Origin of the sequence: Plesiomonas sp. PI-19, from assembly GCF_021368255.1 — a bacterium.
GTDB lineage: Bacteria > Pseudomonadota > Gammaproteobacteria > Enterobacterales > CAMTGL01 > Plesiomonas > Plesiomonas shigelloides.
Genome location: NZ_JAJNMQ010000001.1, coordinates 2,118,152 through 2,137,164, shown reverse-complemented (window position 1 = coordinate 2,137,164; position 19,013 = coordinate 2,118,152). Strand labels below are relative to the sequence as shown.

Below are 19,013 nucleotides of genomic sequence, written 5' to 3'. Positions count from 1 at the left end.
TATTGATGGATATCACTCAACTACAAAACGGTCTAAATAAGAAGTTTCAGCAAAGCCGGATTGTCTTTTGGCATGATCCCGAGCAGAGCTTTATGACCCAAGTGGCAGAGCTGGCTGCGTTGCCTGCTGATGTAAATACCGGATTAAACCGAGACGGCCAGCCCGTAACAGTGCTTAACATGGCTGAACACTCTCAGTTGCAAGTAAGGCGGCGAATTGAGATTGAAGAGCCCGCTCAGCCTTTTTTGTTGTACTGGCCAACCCCTGAGCCTGCAGCAGCGAAAGATTGGCTGCTTGATATGCGCCGTTACAGCACAACGTTTTATGCCGATGCCGCTTCGATTCTGCTCAATGAGTTGGGGCTCGCCAATATGGCGTTACGGGATTACATCGCCTCGCGCAGCACTTTCTTTGCTAACAAAGAGCGTACCGCAGCGTTGAAACGTCGCTTAGATGGGCGTAGTGGCGTTGAAGATGCACTTTCGCTCGATTTGAAAATGATTAGCGTGTTGCTGGGGTGTCATGCCCAGCTGGCGGATGTGGTCAGAGAATTAGGTGCTTGCGTCGTTGATGATGATAACCAACTCGAAGAGGCATTAGCACCGTTAGCGCAATATGGGTTACTGCCAAGCCTTTGGTTACTGTTAGATAGGGATTATGGCTATCAGGTAGCAGAAGAGAATACGCCATCGTTGCGGGAGTTTATCCGTAAGCTCTTTGCCAGTGAAAGTTATGAATTGCTTGACGTGACCAAACCAGATCAGCGCCCAAACTGGCTGCAATCACAGCTATTGGTGACGCCAACCGGCCGCGCCAATGCCATGGCATTGCTGGCTGGGTGGCGTGATTCACTGCAACACCGAGGTGCATTTGCCAAGTTATCACAGGCGGTGGCAGCGCAGCTCGAATTGCCAAATCGGCTTAATGGGCTCTCTACTGAAGAGATCTTACATTGGGCGGAAGTGACCAGTTTTGAAGCTATTGAACAGGCGTTGATTCGTGAGCTGGTGGCAGGATTGGTAGACGGCGATCTTAGTTTGAGCCGCAGCGAATTTAGCTTACTGGTTTCGCGCCGTCGCCAAGCGTTTTGGTCTGGGTTTGAACCTAAATATATGCACCTCTATCAAGCGTTGATGCATGCTGAGAACTTATTAGAGCTGCGTAGAAACTATCCCGATGGTTTTCATTTTGCATCGGCACAAAGTATGTACCAAGCCTATGAGACTGAACTGTACCAGTTTGATGCGGCCTATCGCCTTTTCAATGAGGCGTTACTGCACTTACAAGGGCAGGCTGTTGAGGTATTGGCGGTGTTGGCTGATAAGATCGAAGATCTCTATGTTAACTGGTATCTCTATCAGCTGGGCTTGGCCTGGGATGGTCTGCTGGCAAAAGAGCAGGTGCTAACGCATTGGAATTTAGGCGTTCCAGCGCAAGCCAACTTTTATAACGATGTTGTACGCAAGCGATTTGTGCAAGCTGGAGTCAAACGCCAGTTTGTGATTATCAGTGATGCACTACGCTATGAAGTGGCTCATGAACTGCAGGGGCAAATTAACGAGGCTAAACGCTTTGCTGCCAAACTCGGCAGTCAGCTTGGCGTGTTACCAAGCTACACTCAATTAGGTATGGCTGCTTTATTACCCCACCAGCACATTGATTATGCACAAGGGAGTGCAACAGTATTGGTTGATGGCCAGAGCAGTGCTGGATTGGATAATCGCAGTGCTATTCTGGCTAAAGTGGGTGGTATTGCTATTTCAGCCAAATCACTACAAGGCTGGACTCGCGCTCAGGCTAATGAGGCGATTGGCGATGCTCGGGTGGTCTATGTCTATCATGATGTTATTGATGCTATCGGCGACAAACAAGCTACCGAGCTACAAACCTTCTCGGCGGTGCGTCAGGCAATTGATGAGCTCAATAATCTGGTAACTAAGATTATCAATGGATTTGGTGTTACTCAGGTGGTGGTAACGGCAGATCATGGATTCTTATTCCAGCGAGTGGCCCCTGAAAATGGGGTTAAAGCTCAGTTGCAGGTAGAGCCTTCGGGCACCCTAGAGGCAAAAAAACGCTATCTGGTTGGGCGACAATTACCTGCAAATGAAGATGTTTGGCAGGGGGATATTAGCAATACTGTAGGTGGCTCTTCTGATGTGGGCTTCTGGTTGCCAAAAGGGGTAAGCCGTTTCCACTTTGTTGGCGGTGCGCGTTTTGTACATGGCGGCGCTATGTTGCAAGAGATTTGTGTGCCGGTGCTGGAAGTTCAGGTGTTACGCGGCAAAAAACAGGCGTTAAACGAGAAGACCAAGGTTAATATCGTTCCAACTTACCAACCGATCAAACTGGTTAACGCTATCGACAAAATTCGCTTCTTACAAACGGATGTTGTGGATGAGCGCCATAAACCACGAACGGTTCGTTTTGTCGTTATGGATGCTAATGGACAAGCGGTATCCGCGATTGAAAAACTCTGTTTTGATGCCACGTCGAGTGTTCTTGAGCAGCGCCAACAGGATGTTCGTTTGAAACTGACCGGTTCTGATTTTGATCGCAAGGCACAATATCAATTGCTGCTACAAGATGATGACGATGGTATCGAACTGGCTCGATATCCGATAACCATTGATCTGGCTATTCAGAATGACTTTGGTTTTTAACGTTGCTAGATAGAATTGCTGCTTTGTCAGAGGTCTGTTTTAGTGACGTTGTTTAGTTTGCAAAACTTGATAAATGAAATAAGGCATAGTACTGAGCTATGCCTTGGAGTGACTCCTGATGCCATACGATGAAATGAGTGCTACTGAAGGTGAATATGTGGGAAAAGATAGGCCAGATGAGCCGCTAGCACCCGTGACTCATATCACCAATAACGTGCTGATACAGCAGATGGATGTGTACCCAGGTTTTAGTCAAAATGATGAAGAAAACAGTACCGAGTCCCCCCAGATTTCAGACCATTCGATGACGGCAGGACAAGATGAGTTGGCCCAGTGTGCCAGCTTAGATCTGGATGCGCGCCTCAACCGCTATTTCAAAGGCAAGGTAGTACGTAAAGACCTGACTAAACAGCTCAAGGAAGGCGCGAATGTGCCTGTTTATGTGCTGGAGTATTTGCTTGGCATGTATTGCGCTTCGGATGATGACGAGGTTGTACGTGAAGGGCTCGAAAACGTTAAGAAAATCTTGGCTGAAAACTATGTGCGCCCAGATGAAGCTGAGAAAGTTAAGTCACTGATACGTGAGCGAGGTAGCTTTAAGGTCATTGACAAGGTTGGGGTAAAGCTCAATCAGAAAAAAGATGTTTACGAGGCACAATTATCTAATCTTGGCATCAAAGATGCGGTGATCCCTGCCAATATCGTTAAGCAAAACGAGAAACTGCTCACGGGTGGGATCTGGTGCATTATTACGCTTAATTACTTCTATGAGGAAGGACAGAAGATCTCGCCTTTCTCAGTTTTTACCTTAAAACCTATCCAGATGCCCTCAATGGATATGGATGAGCTATTTGCTGCCCGTGCGAATTTCAATACAGATCAGTGGCTGGATGTGATTATTCGCTCCATCGGTATGGAGCCGACCAACCTGAAGCAGCGAGTTAAGTGGCATTTGTTGACACGGATGATCCCGTTTGTTGAAAACAACTATAACGTCTGTGAATTAGGGCCGCGAGGCACGGGTAAGAGTCATGTTTACAAGGAGTGTTCTCCGAACTCTTTGTTGGTCTCGGGTGGACAAACAACAGTAGCGAATCTGTTTTACAACATGAGCTCTCGCCAAGTAGGTTTGGTCGGCATGTGGGATGTTGTAGCCTTTGATGAGGTTGCAGGTATTACCTTTAAAGACAAAGACGGCGTGCAGATCATGAAGGATTACATGGCGTCAGGGTCTTTTTCCCGAGGCCGTGATTCAATAGAGGCGAAAGCTTCTATGGTCTTTGTCGGTAATATTAACCAGAGCGTTGAAACTTTGGTAAAAACGAGCCATTTGTTGGCACCGTTTCCTGAAGCGATGATTGATACTGCTTTCTTTGACCGCTTCCATGCTTATATCCCAGGCTGGGATATTCCTAAGATGCGGCCTGAGTTTTTTACCAACAGCTATGGCTTGATCACGGATTATTTGGCCGAGTATATGCGTGAGATGCGTAAGCGCAGTTTCTCCGATGCCATAGATCGCTACTTCAAACTGGGTAATAACTTAAACCAGCGAGATGTGATAGCTGTACGCCGTACGGTATCTGGATTACTGAAATTACTTCATCCCCATGGTGTGTTTGATAAAGAAGATGTTCGCCGTTGTCTAACTTATGCGTTGGAACTGCGTCGGCGTATCAAAGAGCAGCTCAAGAAACTTGGTGGTATGGAGTTTTTTGATGTGCACTTTAGTTATCTCGATAACCAAACGTTGGAAGAGTTCTTTGTTAATGTTCCTGAGCAAGGTGGGAGTCAGTTAATCCCTGAAGGGTTAGGTAAACCAGGCGTTGTTCATATGGTGACTAAAGGTGGTACTGGTCAGTTAGGGTTGTACCGCTTCGAAACCCAAATGACGCCAGGTAATGGCAAGCATTCAACATCAGGGCTTGGCTCTAATACGCCAGCGAAAGAGGCTATTCGGGTTGGTTTTGATTATTTCAAAGGTAATCTTAATCGGATCAGTGCGACGGCTAAGTTCTCTGAACATGAATATCATCTACATGTGGTTGAACTACACAATTCAGGGCCGAGTACTAAAACTAGCTTGGCCGCTTTAATTGCGTTTTGCTCAATCTTGATGGGAAAACCAGTTCAGGAGCAGATGGTAGTGTTGGGTGATATGACCCTAGGCGGCGTAGTCAACCCAGTTGAAGATTTAGCCGGTAGTTTGCAATTGGCGATGGACAGTGGTGGTAAACGCGTATTGTTACCGATGGCATCAGCATCAGATATACCAACAGTACCGGCAGAGATTTTTTCAAAATTTCAAATCAGCTTCTATGCTGATCCTGTTGATGCTGTATATAAAGCGCTTGGGGTGAACTAATATACCACTACATCTACAGTAACAGAGTTCGCAGGTTATTTTCCCGTATACTCGAAAGAGTGTTAGATGGCGGTGGCTTTTTGGGCTCACAATTACTGTTGTATGGTTAATGCGCGAATATTGTCTTTACCTCACCACCAAAATATCCGCCAACGACGTGGTATAGCGCGGGCTCAGATGTTCGCGCTTCATCATCCATTCCGAGGTATCGGTGCCTCTCGAAGCAAAATGAATCTTTCCTCGATGGCTGTGGTTAATGCGGTCGATGACCTGCATTAATGCTTCGCTGCGCTGGTGGCATTGTGGACTGGTAAACAGATCGCCTTGCTGGCAGTTGAGGGGGGTGAAATCCGCCAGCATGACGCCGCCTTTTACATAGCGATAGCCCTCTCGCCACATACGTTCAAGCAGGGGCGGGATAAGCGCTAGCAGCTGACGCGTATCTGTCGTGGCGGCAGACAGCTGGGTGCTGACTTTATTGCCATAGTAAGGCTCTTTACCACTAAACGGGCTGGTGCGGATAAAAAGGGTGACATGGCGACAGCACATACCTTCTTGACGCAGCTTTTCTGCGGCCCGCTCCATATAAGCCGCGAGCGCCTGATGCATGATGGCTCGCTCGGTAATGTGTTCGCCAAAGGAGCGTGAGCACACAATGTGTTGTTTGGCTGCTGGAGTTACATCTAGCTCAGTACACGGGCAGCCTTGCAGCTCTAACAGCGTTCGCTCAAGGGTTACGCTATAGGCTTGGCGTAATGATTGACGGTCTACGCGCAGCAAATCTGCTGCAGTGTGAATGTCTTTCGCGTTAAGGCTGGTACGCAATTGCCGACCAATGCCCCAGATCTCTTCCACCGGAGTGATGGCGAGCAGTTTTTGACGGCGCACCGGATCGCGCAGGTCAACAACACCACCGGTTGCAGGCCAACGCTTGGCGGCATAGTTAGCGAGCTTGGCTAAAGTTTTGGTGGGGCCAATGCCGACACCGACTTGTAGCCCAGTCCACTGAGAGACACGGTTTTTCATCTGCTTGGCGTATTCACTGAGATCGCCAGCCCACGTTTCACTGAGTTCAATGAAGGCCTCGTCAATGCTGTAGATCTCGATAGACGGCACCATGCTTTCCAGTGTACTCATCACCCGCTGCGACATATCGGCATACAAGGCATAATTGGAGCTAAACCAGACCCCGCCTTGTGCTTCGTAGGCTTTTCGTATCTTGAAAAATGGCTCCGCCATACGCACGCCCAACGCTTTAGCTTCAGGGCTACGCGCCACCACACAACCATCATTGTTGGACAGCACCACAATAGGGCGACCTTTTAAATCCGGTCGGAACAAGCGCTCGCACGAGGCATAAAAGTTGTTCACATCCACGAGGGCGATGGTACGGCTCATTGCTTACCCCAGCTTGGTTTTATGCAAAACGTAGGTCACGACACCAAACACCTCTAACTCTTGCCCTTGGTTGAGATAGATAACCGGAAAGTCAGGATTGGCAGGAACTAACGCGGGGTGAGGGTGGGCCTGTAGATATTTAACAGTGAACTCACCATCAAGGCAGGCCAGAACGATGGCACCTTGTGTCGCGGTAACGGCGCGGTCAACCACCAGCAAATCACCGGAGTGGATCCCCGCTTGCAGCATGCTATCGCCACTGGCTCGCACATAGAACGTTGCCGCAGGGTGTTCAATGCAGAGTTGGTTAAGATCGATAGTCTGTTCGACATAGTCTTGCGCGGGGCTAGGAAAACCACATGCGGCTGGCGATAAGAACAGCGGAAGCGCGAGCTCATCGGGCGTTGATTGAGGAATAGCAAACATAGCGGTACATCAATAGCTGTAAATATATACAGTATAGCTGTGTGGAGTATTTCTGGTACAGATGGAATCTGAACTTTCTGAGTGAGCAATTTATCAATGTTTGAGCTGGGGCGATTTTTGCTCAATGAGCACAATTCTCTAATGGCACATGTGTGTGAAGAGAGAGTGGTATCAAACTTTGAGCAAAATGTTGATATGAGGTCTATAGCGTGTCAGCTGTTGGGCCCTGTGTTGGGCCCCAAGCTAAAAATAGGCTTTTAGCACGATGAGGTATTGTTGTAACTTATTGATTTTAATGGTGCTCCCGACTGGATTCGAACCAGTGGCCTTCCCCTTAGGAGGGGGACGCTCTATCCATCTGAGCTACGGGAGCACGCCGGCCTGTCATTATACTGATAAATCCGGCGTTTTTAAGTTCTGTCGCGGTAATCCCGGCTGACTGCTCAGGATTTAGTCACTAGATCGCCGACCTGAATCGTCGAAGCGGTATTTAGGCTGCCGATATTGATGATCGCGTAGGTGGCGTAGACTTGCGACACCGTCAGCGACATACCGCTCGGCGTGAACATCTCGGCGACATTCCCACTTTGATCGACAAACTCGGTGGTATGCAACAGCTTAACCCGATCGCCTTTACGTACCCCGTTGCGGCTCCCGATGTTGATTTTCAGACGGTTGCCGTTGATTTCAGTGATACGCGCTTGGGTAGCCGAGCAGCCTAAGGCGGTATCCAGATCTTGGGCTATCTGATCGGTTTGCAGACGAATCGCGTAACCGTAGGCGGATTGCCAGAAGTTGGCGCTGCTGGTATCTACACGCTCGGTGCGCTCAAACGGCCATTCGGCTTCCGTGCGATACAGGCGCTCGAAAACTTGCTCACCGCTGTAGCTATCAAAGACGCTGATATTAACTGCAAAGTGGCGCTTCATCGGGCTGACGCGGAAAAACGAGTTCAGACCGGTGACAGGGGCAGGGCTTAAATCAATCAGTTGTCCGGTCAGCAGATATTGCGCTTGCTGCTGCTCACCGGCGGCGGCCAGCCAGTTGGCTGAAGCATCCGCAGGTAAGTGCTCGTTCTGATAGCTGCGTACTTGCAGACCTTGCAGGTCTTGGCGCAGTTGACGCTCTAACACCCGTGGGTAATCCGAATCGATATTGAAAATCGCGCCCAGTGAGGCTTGCGTCAAGTCATTGAGCGCAAAGCGGTAGACCGCCAGCGGCTTGCGATAACCTTGTCGGCGGCACAGGCTGCGATCAGGGATGATATCGGCACGTAACGTTAGGGTAAAGCGGCCATTCTGGGTAGCGCTACTGACCACCGTTGCTGCATGTACGGGGCTGCCGGCGGCGTAACGAATGGTCTGGCCGTCTTTATCGCCGGAGAGTAGCGATGCGACCAGCGGTTGCTGATAGTTCATCGACACCCCGGCATAACCGAGCAGCTGACCGCTGGCATCACTGAGCGCGAGCGAGCGCAATTGGCTCTCGCTACCCGCCTGCGTCGGAATACTGACGGTGGTCTGATACCAAGCGGCATAAAGGTTGCTTGTATATAAGCTGCTGGCCAGCATAAGCACGGTGGCCAGACAGGTGGCACGCGGCCGGAGTGTCAATGTCATTACGTGAACCTGAATCGTGATTGCCCGCGGCAGTGGCTGCTGCCGGTGATAACTGTACCGGTTGGCGATGTTATGAGTAATGCAATTAATGTTCCGTTTCATCCGGTTCAAGTTTTTACCGTAACGGGCGATAAGATAACAGAGAATGTGACTGGGACGCAGAACGTGAAGCACATGAAGACATTACTGCCGCTGGCGGCACTCTCCGGGCTGTTATTGACCGGCTGTGCCGGTAATCAACCCTCGGCAGATCAGCCGTATGTTATGGACAAGAATCAGGTTCAGGTGTTGCCACGCCACAGTCTGGACTTTTTTGTCGACGCGATGGCGCGTCAGTTGGTGGACTCCAATAAAACGCTGGCGGCCAGTGGGCCGATTGCAGTGGCCTCATTCGTCGATTTACAGCAGATGGATCAAACCAACTGGCTGGGCAATCTGATGGCCGACTCCTTTATCTATCAGCTGCAACAGCGTGGCATGACAGTGCTGGACTATAAAACCACCGGCCAGATCCGAGTCACGCCGCAAGGGGATTTTGCCCTGAGCCGTAACTGGCGCGATCTGCAAAAAGCCTATCAGGTGAACAGTGTGCTGACCGGTACCATGTTGCGCCAAGGCTCCGGTATTCAGATCAACGCGCGCATTATCCGCTTTAGCGATCGCGTGGTGATCGCCACGGCGCAAGGCTTCTTGCCGGCAGATCGACTGGGGCGCAGTATCGGCAACCCGAATCTGGTGCAGATGCGTAATGGGATGATCGTGCGTGGTGATAACCGCTTTACGTCGCCAAGTATTGTGGCGCCGTGAGGGTAGGGAAACCGAGCTAACGGTTAACCTGCGTCATCATGAACCTATTTGATTTATTAGTGACGTCAGCGGCGGTGACTGCGCTGGCGCAGAGGACAAACAATGCGTAAGTGGTTAGGCGTAATCGGACTGTGTGGGCTGTTATTGGGTTGCGCCTCGTCGGGTAGCCGGCAGACACTGACCGCGGTCGGTTATGCCCCCATTGCCACTCAAAGCGGCAAAACTTTGCAGGAGCGGCAAATTCAGGCCATGCGTGCCTCGCGTTTAGATGCGTATCGCGATATGGCGGAGCAGGTGTATGGTCTGCGCATCAATACCGATTCGCAAGTCGCCGCCGATGGTGCACTGCGTGATGCGGGGATCCGCTCACAGGCGGCGGGCGTGATCCGCGGGGCGGAAGTGGTACGTAGCTATCCGGTTGGCGATAACTATGTGACTGAGCTGCGTTTAGACATGAGTCAGGTCAAACAATTACCGCCACTGCCGGCACCGGCTAAACCCGCAGCGCCAGCACCGCAGCCAGTGATTTTGGTGCCAGCGCGCGGAGCGACTTACTAAACGTAAACTCAACTCAAATTAAGACAATAAAAAAGACAGATGCGCAGGACGACATCTGTCTTTTTTTGTATCTCTAGTATTCACATCAACCGGCTCTGAGCAGCAGTCTGCGCGGTTAAGTGGCAATCTCTATTGCTGGAAAGCGCAAGTTAGTGAGGGGTTACACCCGAACATTATTCCCCAACGTAGAGGTATTACGGGTACGCCCTTCGGCATCGTAGGTCATCATCTCTTTACCGCGAATTGCCATCAGCTGACTTTCCAAACGGCTGAGGCTAATCCGCGCTTCTTTCATCACTTCGCCCAGCAATGCATTGCGGGTCTGACAAGAGCTCAGACTTTGGCGAATCGCGACCAAACGCGGATCATCGGCCAATAACTGGCTGCGCTCGGGATGCGCCGCAATCGCCTGATCGCCTTGTTGCAGGGTTTGCAGCAACTGATTTTTTTGCTCGCTCAATGCCTGAATTTGTTCGGCATCGTGGGCAATCAGAGCTTGCAGCTCCTGCTCAATCAGAGGATCCAGCGCCAGCAGTGTTTGCTGCTGCTGTTCAAGTAAGTCGTTGATGCTCAGCGTCATGATGATTCCGTTTCGGGGTCAGCGCCGCGCCGGTCTTCTGATGGCCGGTCTGACGTTAGTGAGAGCCTGACTCTAACTTAAGCAAATTCGCGGCCAGCTTTTCCGGGTTAACCTGATATTCACCACTTTCAACGGCGGCTTTCAGACGCGCCACTTTAGCGCTGTCAAAGCTCATGTCACTGCTGACTTGTTTCGGGATCTGGCTCAATTCTTGTGCCTGTGAGGTTAAGGTAACACCGTCACGGGCAACGGCCGGCTGCTGTGGCGCGGCAGTCGCGTCGGCATTGACGGCTGCATTGGCGTTGGTGGATTTTTTACCCACCGGCGCAGAATTCATCTTCAGGGCGTAATTTAATTTATCGATGCTGCTCATGTTTATAGTCCTGCGGCGAATTGAATTTTAGTCATTCACTGTCTGTCGCTCTTGTTATAGCGTATCGGCGTAGCAAATGATTACTTGAATAATTATTTTCGCCTTTTTTGCTGTGCTTACCGGCAGTTAATAAGTGACAACCGCTTCACCAACACGGCTGACGACCGCATTAATCACGCGCTGCGAACGGCTATTGCGGATCTGAATAGTGTCGCCGACGGTGCCATTGCCGAGCGCGGTGCCGGAGGCCACCACACTCAAGCCCGGCTTACCGGCTTTGAGTACCACGCGATCGCCTTTGCACACCTGACAAATTTGCGCGGTGCTGATAGGGGCATTGGCATTGAGAGGTTTGATGGTTTTGGCGCCAACCAGCTCGTCAACATTGTCAAAAATCCGTGCTTGCGCTTGGCGCACATCTTTATACACCACGTTCAGATCATCGGCCTGCAACACCGTATCGCTACGCATCGCGCGGGCGCTCACCACGACTGGGCTGACCGACAAAATTTTGACCGGTACATACACTTGCCAGTTTTGGGTCGGGCAACGCACCAATACGGTGGCCCGTGAGGTAATAGTTTGCCGCCCCGGTAAGGTAGTTTCTAAATCGGTAGCACAGCGTTCAAATTTGAGACGCGGATCGAGCGGCGTAACCCGAACTTGATGCTGGAGCGTGTTTTCTGACGGTAACTGGCTGATCACAAAGGATTCTGCGGCTTGCGTAATGCTCGACGGCTCCTGATAGGCGGGTTCAGCATTGGCGGCCATGCCATTTTCGTTTAAGAAAAGGCAGAATATGCCGATAAACAAACCAATAGGGCGAGTCGCCTTGGACACTGGCGTTGAGAAAAACACAAAACGTCTCCTGTTATGCAAAATACCTCTGATATCCTAAGGGGTATACGAGTTATAAGAAACACTTTAAATACCCCTGGGAGTAGCACGTTATGGCGGGAATTCTGGATTCGGTCAATCAGCGCACACAATTAGTCGGACAGAACCGACTGGAGCTGCTGACATTTAAACTCAACGGGTCACAGCGTTACGGCATTAACGTGTTTAAAGTACGCGAAGTGCTGCAGTGCCCGCGCCTGACCATGCTACCGAATCTTAATCCGATCGTAAAAGGCATCGCGCATATCCGGGGTCAGACCATTTCGGTGATCGACATGAGCTTGGCGATTGGTGGTAAGCCGGTCGATGATCCGTCTAAGTGCTTTATCATCATCTCTGAGTATAACCGCTCGGTGCAGGGCTTTTTGGTACAGTCTGTTGAGCGCATTATCAACATGAACTGGGAGTCCATTCTGCCACCACCAAAAGGCGCGGGTAAAATTAACTACCTGACTGCGGTGACCGAGGTGGATAAAGAGCTGGTTGAGATTTTGGATGTGGAGCGCATCCTGGATGAGATTTCACCGGTGCGCACTCACATCAGCCAAGACGTGCTGGATGAGACGGTGGCGCAGGCGCAAGAAGTGGTGAATGCCGGTAAGAAAATTCTGGTTGCCGATGACTCCAGTGTGGCACGTAAGCAGATTGAACGCGCGCTGACCTCCGTGGGGCTGGAATGCGAGATGGCCAAAGATGGCCGCGAAGCGCTGAATCGCCTGCGTCAGGTGGCATCGGAAGGCCGCGTAACGGATTACTATGCGCTGGTGATTTCCGATATCGAAATGCCGGAGATGGACGGCTATACCCTGACCGCCGAGATCCGCAGTAATGAACAGCTTAAAGGTCTGCATGTGATTTTGCACACTTCGCTTAGCGGTGTGTTTAACCAAGCGATGGTAAGCAAAGTGGGCGCGAATAACTTTATCGCCAAATTTAATCCCGACGAGCTGGCCGGTGCGGTTAAGCAGGCACTTCAGCAATTAGCAACAGAGTAATCAATGAATTCAGTAAGCATCAGTGATCAGGAATATAAAGAGTTCAGCCGTTTTCTGGAGTCTCAGTGCGGGATTGTACTGGGGGATAATAAACAATATTTGGTGCGCAGCCGCCTGACTCCGCTGCTGTCGCGCTATGGTTATGCTCATCTGTCTGAACTGCTCAAGCATACCCTGACCGGCATGAACCGTGATCTGCGGATGTCGGTTGTTGATGCGATGACCACCAACGAAACCCTGTGGTTTCGCGATAACTACCCGTTCGACATTCTGGCCGAGCGTTTGTTGCCTGAGCTGGCACAGAGCAAGCGGCCACTGAAGATTTGGTCGGCAGCTTGTTCTTCTGGCCAAGAGCCGTACTCGATTGCGATGACAGTGCTGGAGATGCAAGCGCGTCGCCCGGGCATGCTGGCCGGTCCACAGCCGGTGCAGATCGTCGGTACCGATATCTCTCCGCAGATGTTGGATTTATGCCGCGAGGCGGCTTACGACAATCTGGCGCTGGGTCGCGGCCTGTCACCGGAGCGTAAGCGCATGTTCTTTGAAGCGTTGCCGGATGGCCGGATGCGCCTCAACAGCAAAGTGCGCAGCATGGTGTCATTCAAGCCGCTGAACTTGAAAGAGAGCTATGCGCTGATGGGCAAGTTCGACATCATTTTCTGTCGTAACGTGCTGATTTACTTCTCCGCCGAGATGAAGTCTAAGGTGATTAACCAGCTGGCTACGTGCCTGAATCCGGGTGGTTACCTGCTGCTGGGCGCGTCGGAATCAATGAGCGGCTTGAGTGAGCGCTTTGAGATGGTGCGTTGCAATCCGGGCATTATTTATCGCTTGAAGTAAGCGCGTAGGCCGCTGTGCCTATGCCGCATCGGTTTATTGTGTAGGGCCGGACACCACGATCAGCGCGGTTCCGCAGGCTGCGTTGATCAGCTTTCCGGTTTTCCCGGCCGTCCCCCGACCTCTGTCGGGGTTTTTTGTTTCGGTCGCGGGTGATTATCGCTACTTGCCGCGCGGCGTTGTTTTTATCCTTCTCTTATCTCTTATCTCTTATCTCTTATCTCTTATCTCTTATCTCTTATTTCTTATTTCTTATCTCTGGTCCCTTTGTTAATCGGCTTTGGGCGCTTTGGTGCCGTTCTCTTTTCTGCATGATGAATTCACGGGTATTTGCCGGCGGCAGGGCTTTGCCGTTTTTGCCGTTGGGTGGTGGGGAGATTGCCGCTAAAGATTGATACGTGGTGTTGAGCTAAGCGCGGTGTAGGCAGGCAGAGCTATGCCTAGCGTGCGGCGCGTGGGCAAATGGTCTGCAGGGAAATGACAACCGGCGGTGTCTTGGCATTAAGTTTGCTTTACCGCCAGACAGATGTATTCGGAGAATGATGATGGCAATCAGTTTCGATAAGGCGCTGGGGATCCACCAGTACACCCCGGGCCTGCGTAACCAGCGTACCGAAATGCTGGCCAGTAATATCGCCAATGCCGATACCCCAGGCTACAAAGCGCGGGATATGGACTTTTCTCAGGCGCTGGATCAAGCCATTGCGCAGGGCAGTGACCAGTTAACCGGTGGCAGTTTGGCGATGACCGATTCTCGCCACATTGCGGCGTCGGCCGATTTTTCTGGCGTGAAGGGATACCGCATTCCCAATCAGCCCGACAGTGGCGACGGTAACACCGTAGATTTGCAGGTGGAACGTAACCTGTTTATGGAAAACACCATTGAATATCAGGCTTCCCTGCAGTTTCTGGGCAGCAAGTTTTCCGGTCTGAAAAAAGCCATTCGCGGAGACTAAGTATGAGTCTGTTTAATGTATTTAACGTGGCTGGTACGGCCATGAGCGCGCAGTCAGTACGACTGAACACCACCGCCAGTAACTTGGCCAACGCCGACAGCGTGAGCAGTTCTGCGGATCAAACCTACAAAGCGCGTCATCCGGTATTCAATGCGGTGTTGGACGATGCGATGAGCGATTCGAGCAGTGTGCCGGTATCGGTCGCGGGCATCATTGAAAGCCAAAAGCCGCTGGATATGGAGTACAGCCCTGATCATCCGTTGGCGAACAAAGACGGTTATATCTTCAAGCCAAACGTGAATGTGATGGAAGAGATGGCGGACATGATTTCTGCGTCGCGCTCTTACCAGACCAACGTGCAAGTGGCCGATGCGGCTAAGCAAATGGCCATGCAAACCCTGAATCTGGGTAAGTAAGGAGTAACAGATGATTGACCCTACCTTACGTAGTAATAACTACCTAGAGCAGGTGAGCCGGCAAAGTAATGCCGCCGGTGGCAAAGCGGCAACCGACGGTACGCAAAAATCAGCGGCTGACGGCACCAATAAGACCAGCGATGCGGACAATACCCGCCCGAATGAGACCCCAACCGGTGGCGCGACGGCTTCGTTAAATCAGCAAGATTTTATGCGTCTGTTGACGCAGCAGCTGGCGTATCAAGATCCGTTCAATCCGGTCAGTAACGATCAGATGGTGTCGCAGATGGCGTCATTCGCCACCGTTGACGGCATCAACAAGATGGGCGATCAGTTTGCGGTGATGAACCAGCTGATGGGCTCTGGTCAGGCGCTGCAGGCGTCATCGCTGGTGGGCCAAGACGTGTTGTTGCCAACCTCGGATGTATGGCTGGAAAACGGTCAGGTCAGCGGGGCGATCTTCTCCAAAAATGGTGAGAAGCTCAACAACCTCTCGATTCGCGTTGAAGATGAAAATGGCCAGCTGATCAAAACCATTGATATGGGCGGCGAGAAAGATGGCGTGATCCGCTTTAACTGGGATGGTACCGATAAAGACGGTAATCCGGTTCCAGAAGGCAAATACAAGCTGAAAGCGACTGCCGAGATTGAAGGCGAGAACAAGGATATTACCGACCAGTTGGCGACGTATCACCGCGTGAGCAGTGTGGTATTGCAGTCCGATGCCGGTGCGCTGATCAACGTCAAGGGTGTCGAAGGCGGTGTTCCACTTGGCAACATTCTGGAAGTGGGCAAAGTGAATGGTTCAGATGGTGGGTCGAGCGGCTCTGATGACAAGAAGCCGTATACGCCGGTAATGCAAACTGGACTGATGAACGACAACGATAAAGAAGAAACTGACGAACAACGTTTACGGAGATTTTTATAATGTCGAGTATTTCCCTGAGTGGCCTGTTTGCTGCGCAAAAGGATCTGAGCACCACCAGTAACAACATTGCCAACGCCAATACTGTCGGCTTTAAAGAATCCCGTGCTGAGTTTTCGGATGTGTATTCTTCCTCCATTTTCTCAAACCCGAAAACCACCGTCGGCGGCGGTGTGCAGACGGCGATGATTTCTCAGCAGTTCCATGAAGGCTCGACCCGTTATACCAATAACCCACTGGATTTGCGGGTCAACGGTAAGGGCTTTTTTGCCGTCAGTAACGGCATGGATTACAAAGATGTCAGCCTGACGCGCGCCGGTGAGTTTAAGCTGAACAAAGATAACTACATTGTGAACTCAGCCGGTCAGTATCTGCGTGTGCTGCCGGTGGATGCCAAAGGTCAGGCGTCTTCCGTGAGTTTGCAAGCCTCTAGCCCGGTACAGGTACCCACCGAGGCCGGTCAGCCATCAGCGTCAACCAAACTGGATGTTGGGGTAAACCTGCCAGCTAACCAAGCAGCTGTTACTAAAACACCATTTAATTTTGACGATCCGGATACTTACAGCAAATCCACTTCAACCAGCATCTATGACTCATTGGGTAACAGCTACTCGATGACCACCTACTTTGCTAAAACAGCCGATAACACGTGGGAAGCCTATACCACGGTGACCGATAAAGACGGTAACGAAAAAGCGTTGGATATCGATGGCGGTGAAGCGAGTGGCGGTACTGGCCAAAAAGGCGTGAAGCTGGAGTTCAACAGTGATGGCTCACTGAAAACGCAAAAACCAACCAATCCGAAAACGGTCAGCATGGCGGCAGCCGGCATCAACTTGAACGGTGCCGATACCGCGCAGACCTTAGAAATTAATTTCGATAAGCCGACACAGTACGCCTCTGATTTTAACGTGAAAAAGATCAACGAAAACGGCGTGGTTGTGGGTCGTCTGACCAAGGTGGATATTAGTCCTGACGGTTTGCTGGTGGCGAACTACAGCAACGGTAAGAGCGAGTATCTGGGTAAAGTGATGCTGGTGACCGTACCGAACGAACAAGGTCTGACTCAGATTGGTGGCACCCAGTGGCGCGCGACACCTGATTCTGGTGCGATGCTGATTGGTGAGCCAGGTAAAGGCTCCAACGGTAAGATCATGAGCGGTGCGCTGGAAGAGTCCAACACCAACATGACCATCGAGCTGGTGGATCTGATCTCGGCACAGCGTAACTTCCAAGCGAACTCCCGTGCGCTGGAAATTGACCAAGGCTTGCAGCAGACCATCTTGCAGATCCGCTAATTCCATTTTGCCGTAACACATTTGCTTTCGCGCTGAGTTAGCCCACCAAGATCCACGGTATGGGCATAACTCAGCGTTTTAATAGCAGCAAAGTGTACTCGGCCGCATTATCTCACTCGTACTGACGTGAGCGAGGTATATGGCATGTTTCTTGTAAGCATTTTTCAGCAGTTAAGTTTGTAAGACGTATGCCTTATACAGATGCGGCCATACCGATGTCGGTATGCGCCTATGCCGCGATGCATAGTGTGGAGAACGCAACTGTTTTACCGATTTTCAGCAAGGGCCAGTAATCAGACATGGACAAGATGCTGTACATCGCCATGAGCGGTGCCAAGCAGAACCTGCAAGGTGTGCGGGTGCACGCCAATAATTTGGCGAATGCCAACACGCAGGGGTTCCGCAAAGATTTTGAACAGGCTCGCGCCATGCAGGCGTATGGCGAAGGGCTGCCGTCACGGGTGTTCAGCATGACTGAGCGTCCGGGCAGTGACTTTACCCACGGCGGCTTCATGAGCACTAACCGTGATCTGGACGTCGCTATTGCCGGTGACGGCTGGTTAGCGGTGCAAGCCGCTAATGGCGGTGAAGCCTATACGCGTGCCGGTCACCTGCAACTGGATGAAAATGGCCAGTTACGCAACGCTGCCAATCAGCCGATTTTGGGCGAAGACGGCAATCCCATCACGCTGCCGCAGCCACTGGCCAAGGTGCAAGTCGGCTCTGACGGCACTATCTCGTATTTGCCAAAAGGCGCGCCGCCAGACGCCATCGAACAAGGTGGCCGCATCAAGCTGGTGAATCCGTCGATTGCCTCACTGGTGAAGGGCGCTGATGGTCTATTTCGCACCCAAGATGGCCTGCCACAGGCCGCCGACCCGACGGTATCACTGGTGAGCGGTAAGCTGGAAGCCAGTAACGTCAGTGCTGTGGGTGAGATGGTTCAGATGATTGATTTGCAGCGTCAGTTCGATATGCAGGTCAAGGCCATGAAAGCGGCCGAAGAGAATGATTCGGCTCAAAGTCAGCTATTAAAAATGAGTTGAGCCCATTTTCAGCGCAGGCCTGAGCGCCTGCACTGATAAAGAAGGAGAATGCCATGGATCCCGCTCTGTGGGTCAGTAAGACCGGTCTGGATGCCCAGCAAACTAACATTCGCAATATCTCGAACAACATTTCCAACGCCAGCACCGTGGGCTTTAAAAAAGGCCGGGTGGTATTCGAGGATTTGCTGTACCAGAAAATCAACCAACCGGGTGCAACGTCAGCGCAAGATGACACCATGCCATCCGGTTTGATGCTGGGTAGTGGTACCAAAGTGGTGGCCACGCAGAAAAACTTCCAGCAAGGCGGCGTGCAAGTGACCAGCAACACCTTCGACATGATGATCGACGGTGATGGCTTCTTCCAGATCCGCATGCCAGATGGCTCGACCGCTTACACCCGTAACGGGCAGTTCCAGCGCGATGACGAAGGCAATCTGGTTACCGCGGGGGCTGGTTATCCGGTGGAGCCAAACATTTCGGTACCGGCGGATGCGACTTCCGTTACCGTCAGCGCCGATGGTCAGGTTTCTGCGCGTCTGCAAGGGCAAGCCGAAGAGCAGCAAGTCGGCCAGATCACCTTGGTCAGCTTTGTAAACCCGCAAGGTCTGGAGCCGATCGGGGAAAACCTGTATCTGCAAACCGGTGCCAGCGGTGAAGCGCAAGAAGGTACGCCAGGTTTAGATGGTCTGGGCAAAATCAAGCAGGGCGCGCTGGAATCCTCCAACGTGAACGTAACCGAAGAGCTGATCAACTTGATCGAAGCGCAGCGGGTGTTCGAGATGAACTCCAAAGTGATCTCCTCGGTAGATGAAATGCTGGGCTATGTGTCACAGCGCTTGTAATGCAGGTAAGAA

18 protein-coding genes and 1 tRNA gene are annotated in these 19,013 nt (G+C 51.4%); 12 read left to right on the top strand and 7 right to left on the bottom strand.

From position 1 onward, the window contains the following. Positions 1 to 5 precede the first annotated feature (5 nt). Entirely contained in the window at positions 6 to 2,663 is a 2,658-nt protein-coding gene (pglZ, locus tag LQ901_RS09560) for a BREX-1 system phosphatase PglZ type A (RefSeq protein ID WP_233672185.1), read from the top strand. Between the two features lie 304 nt (positions 2,664 to 2,967). After that, positions 2,968 to 5,028: a protease Lon-related BREX system protein BrxL gene (gene brxL, locus LQ901_RS09555; RefSeq protein WP_233672392.1), complete on the top strand. Its 2,061-nt coding sequence runs from the start codon at positions 2,968 to 2,970 to the stop codon at positions 5,026 to 5,028. 126 nt (positions 5,029 to 5,154) lie between these two features. Here brxL and umuC read toward each other — a convergent pair whose 3' ends face one another. The 4 genes from umuC to LQ901_RS09535 all read right to left on the bottom strand — a co-directional run bounded on the left by umuC (position 5,155) and on the right by LQ901_RS09535 (position 8,471). Continuing rightward, complete coding sequence (gene umuC, locus LQ901_RS09550) at positions 5,155 to 6,426, bottom strand: translesion error-prone DNA polymerase V subunit UmuC (protein WP_233672184.1); 1,272 nt, start codon at positions 6,424 to 6,426, stop codon at positions 5,155 to 5,157. A 3-nt stretch (positions 6,427 to 6,429) separates the two neighbouring features. Further along, on the bottom strand, positions 6,430 to 6,852 hold the full coding sequence (umuD, locus tag LQ901_RS09545) for a translesion error-prone DNA polymerase V autoproteolytic subunit (protein WP_233672183.1): 423 nt from the start codon (positions 6,850 to 6,852) through the stop codon (positions 6,430 to 6,432). A gap of 296 nt (positions 6,853 to 7,148) precedes the next feature. Further along, positions 7,149 to 7,225, bottom strand: a tRNA-Arg gene (locus LQ901_RS09540). A gap of 70 nt (positions 7,226 to 7,295) precedes the next feature. Continuing rightward, positions 7,296 to 8,471, bottom strand: a complete 1,176-nt coding sequence (locus LQ901_RS09535) for a flagella assembly protein FlgT middle domain-containing protein (RefSeq protein WP_064977383.1) — start codon at positions 8,469 to 8,471, stop codon at positions 7,296 to 7,298. A gap of 174 nt (positions 8,472 to 8,645) precedes the next feature. On the opposite strand from LQ901_RS09535, the gene LQ901_RS09530 reads away from it, so the two are divergent. Beyond that, positions 8,646 to 9,278: a FlgO family outer membrane protein gene (locus tag LQ901_RS09530; RefSeq protein WP_039045479.1), complete on the top strand. Its 633-nt coding sequence runs from the start codon at positions 8,646 to 8,648 to the stop codon at positions 9,276 to 9,278. A 102-nt stretch (positions 9,279 to 9,380) separates the two neighbouring features. Next, complete coding sequence (locus LQ901_RS09525) at positions 9,381 to 9,836, top strand: LPP20 family lipoprotein (RefSeq protein ID WP_010862233.1); 456 nt, start codon at positions 9,381 to 9,383, stop codon at positions 9,834 to 9,836. Positions 9,837 to 9,996: 160 nt separating this feature from the next. On the opposite strand, the gene flgN is transcribed toward LQ901_RS09525, so the two are convergent. The 3 genes from flgN to flgA form a co-directional block, all read right to left on the bottom strand. Beyond that, positions 9,997 to 10,416: a flagellar export chaperone FlgN gene (flgN, locus tag LQ901_RS09520; RefSeq protein ID WP_010862232.1), complete on the bottom strand. Its 420-nt coding sequence runs from the start codon at positions 10,414 to 10,416 to the stop codon at positions 9,997 to 9,999. Between the two features lie 55 nt (positions 10,417 to 10,471). Continuing rightward, positions 10,472 to 10,789, bottom strand: coding sequence for a flagellar biosynthesis anti-sigma factor FlgM (flgM, locus tag LQ901_RS09515; RefSeq protein ID WP_010862231.1), 318 nt, complete (start codon positions 10,787 to 10,789; stop codon positions 10,472 to 10,474). Positions 10,790 to 10,915: 126 nt separating this feature from the next. Beyond that, positions 10,916 to 11,647, bottom strand: a complete 732-nt coding sequence (flgA, locus tag LQ901_RS09510) for a flagellar basal body P-ring formation chaperone FlgA (RefSeq protein WP_133240562.1) — start codon at positions 11,645 to 11,647, stop codon at positions 10,916 to 10,918. A gap of 92 nt (positions 11,648 to 11,739) precedes the next feature. Between flgA and LQ901_RS09505 the strand changes: the two genes are divergently transcribed. The 8 genes from LQ901_RS09505 to flgG all read left to right on the top strand — a co-directional run bounded on the left by LQ901_RS09505 (position 11,740) and on the right by flgG (position 19,001). Further along, positions 11,740 to 12,681 (top strand): chemotaxis protein CheV, encoded by a 942-nt coding sequence (locus tag LQ901_RS09505; RefSeq protein WP_010862229.1) that lies wholly within the window; start codon positions 11,740 to 11,742, stop codon positions 12,679 to 12,681. Positions 12,682 to 12,684: 3 nt separating this feature from the next. After that, positions 12,685 to 13,521: a protein-glutamate O-methyltransferase CheR gene (locus tag LQ901_RS09500; RefSeq protein WP_064977384.1), complete on the top strand. Its 837-nt coding sequence runs from the start codon at positions 12,685 to 12,687 to the stop codon at positions 13,519 to 13,521. A 542-nt stretch (positions 13,522 to 14,063) separates the two neighbouring features. Further along, positions 14,064 to 14,474 carry a flagellar basal body rod protein FlgB gene (gene flgB / locus LQ901_RS09495; protein WP_064977385.1) on the top strand — a complete coding sequence of 137 codons (411 nt, stop codon included), beginning with the start codon at positions 14,064 to 14,066 and terminating at the stop codon, positions 14,472 to 14,474. A gap of 2 nt (positions 14,475 to 14,476) precedes the next feature. After that, positions 14,477 to 14,890, top strand: a complete 414-nt coding sequence (flgC, locus tag LQ901_RS09490) for a flagellar basal body rod protein FlgC (RefSeq protein WP_010862226.1) — start codon at positions 14,477 to 14,479, stop codon at positions 14,888 to 14,890. Positions 14,891 to 14,900: 10 nt separating this feature from the next. Beyond that, positions 14,901 to 15,818, top strand: coding sequence for a flagellar hook assembly protein FlgD (locus tag LQ901_RS09485; protein ID WP_064977386.1), 918 nt, complete (start codon positions 14,901 to 14,903; stop codon positions 15,816 to 15,818). Further along, entirely contained in the window at positions 15,818 to 17,113 is a 1,296-nt protein-coding gene (flgE, locus tag LQ901_RS09480) for a flagellar hook protein FlgE (RefSeq protein WP_039045250.1), read from the top strand. Before LQ901_RS09485 ends, flgE begins: the two co-directional genes overlap by 1 nt. A 299-nt stretch (positions 17,114 to 17,412) precedes the next feature. After that, positions 17,413 to 18,159 carry a flagellar basal-body rod protein FlgF gene (gene flgF / locus LQ901_RS09475; protein WP_047709179.1) on the top strand — a complete coding sequence of 249 codons (747 nt, stop codon included), beginning with the start codon at positions 17,413 to 17,415 and terminating at the stop codon, positions 18,157 to 18,159. A gap of 53 nt (positions 18,160 to 18,212) precedes the next feature. Beyond that, positions 18,213 to 19,001: a flagellar basal-body rod protein FlgG gene (gene flgG, locus LQ901_RS09470; RefSeq protein WP_010862222.1), complete on the top strand. Its 789-nt coding sequence runs from the start codon at positions 18,213 to 18,215 to the stop codon at positions 18,999 to 19,001. Positions 19,002 to 19,013 lie beyond the last annotated feature (12 nt).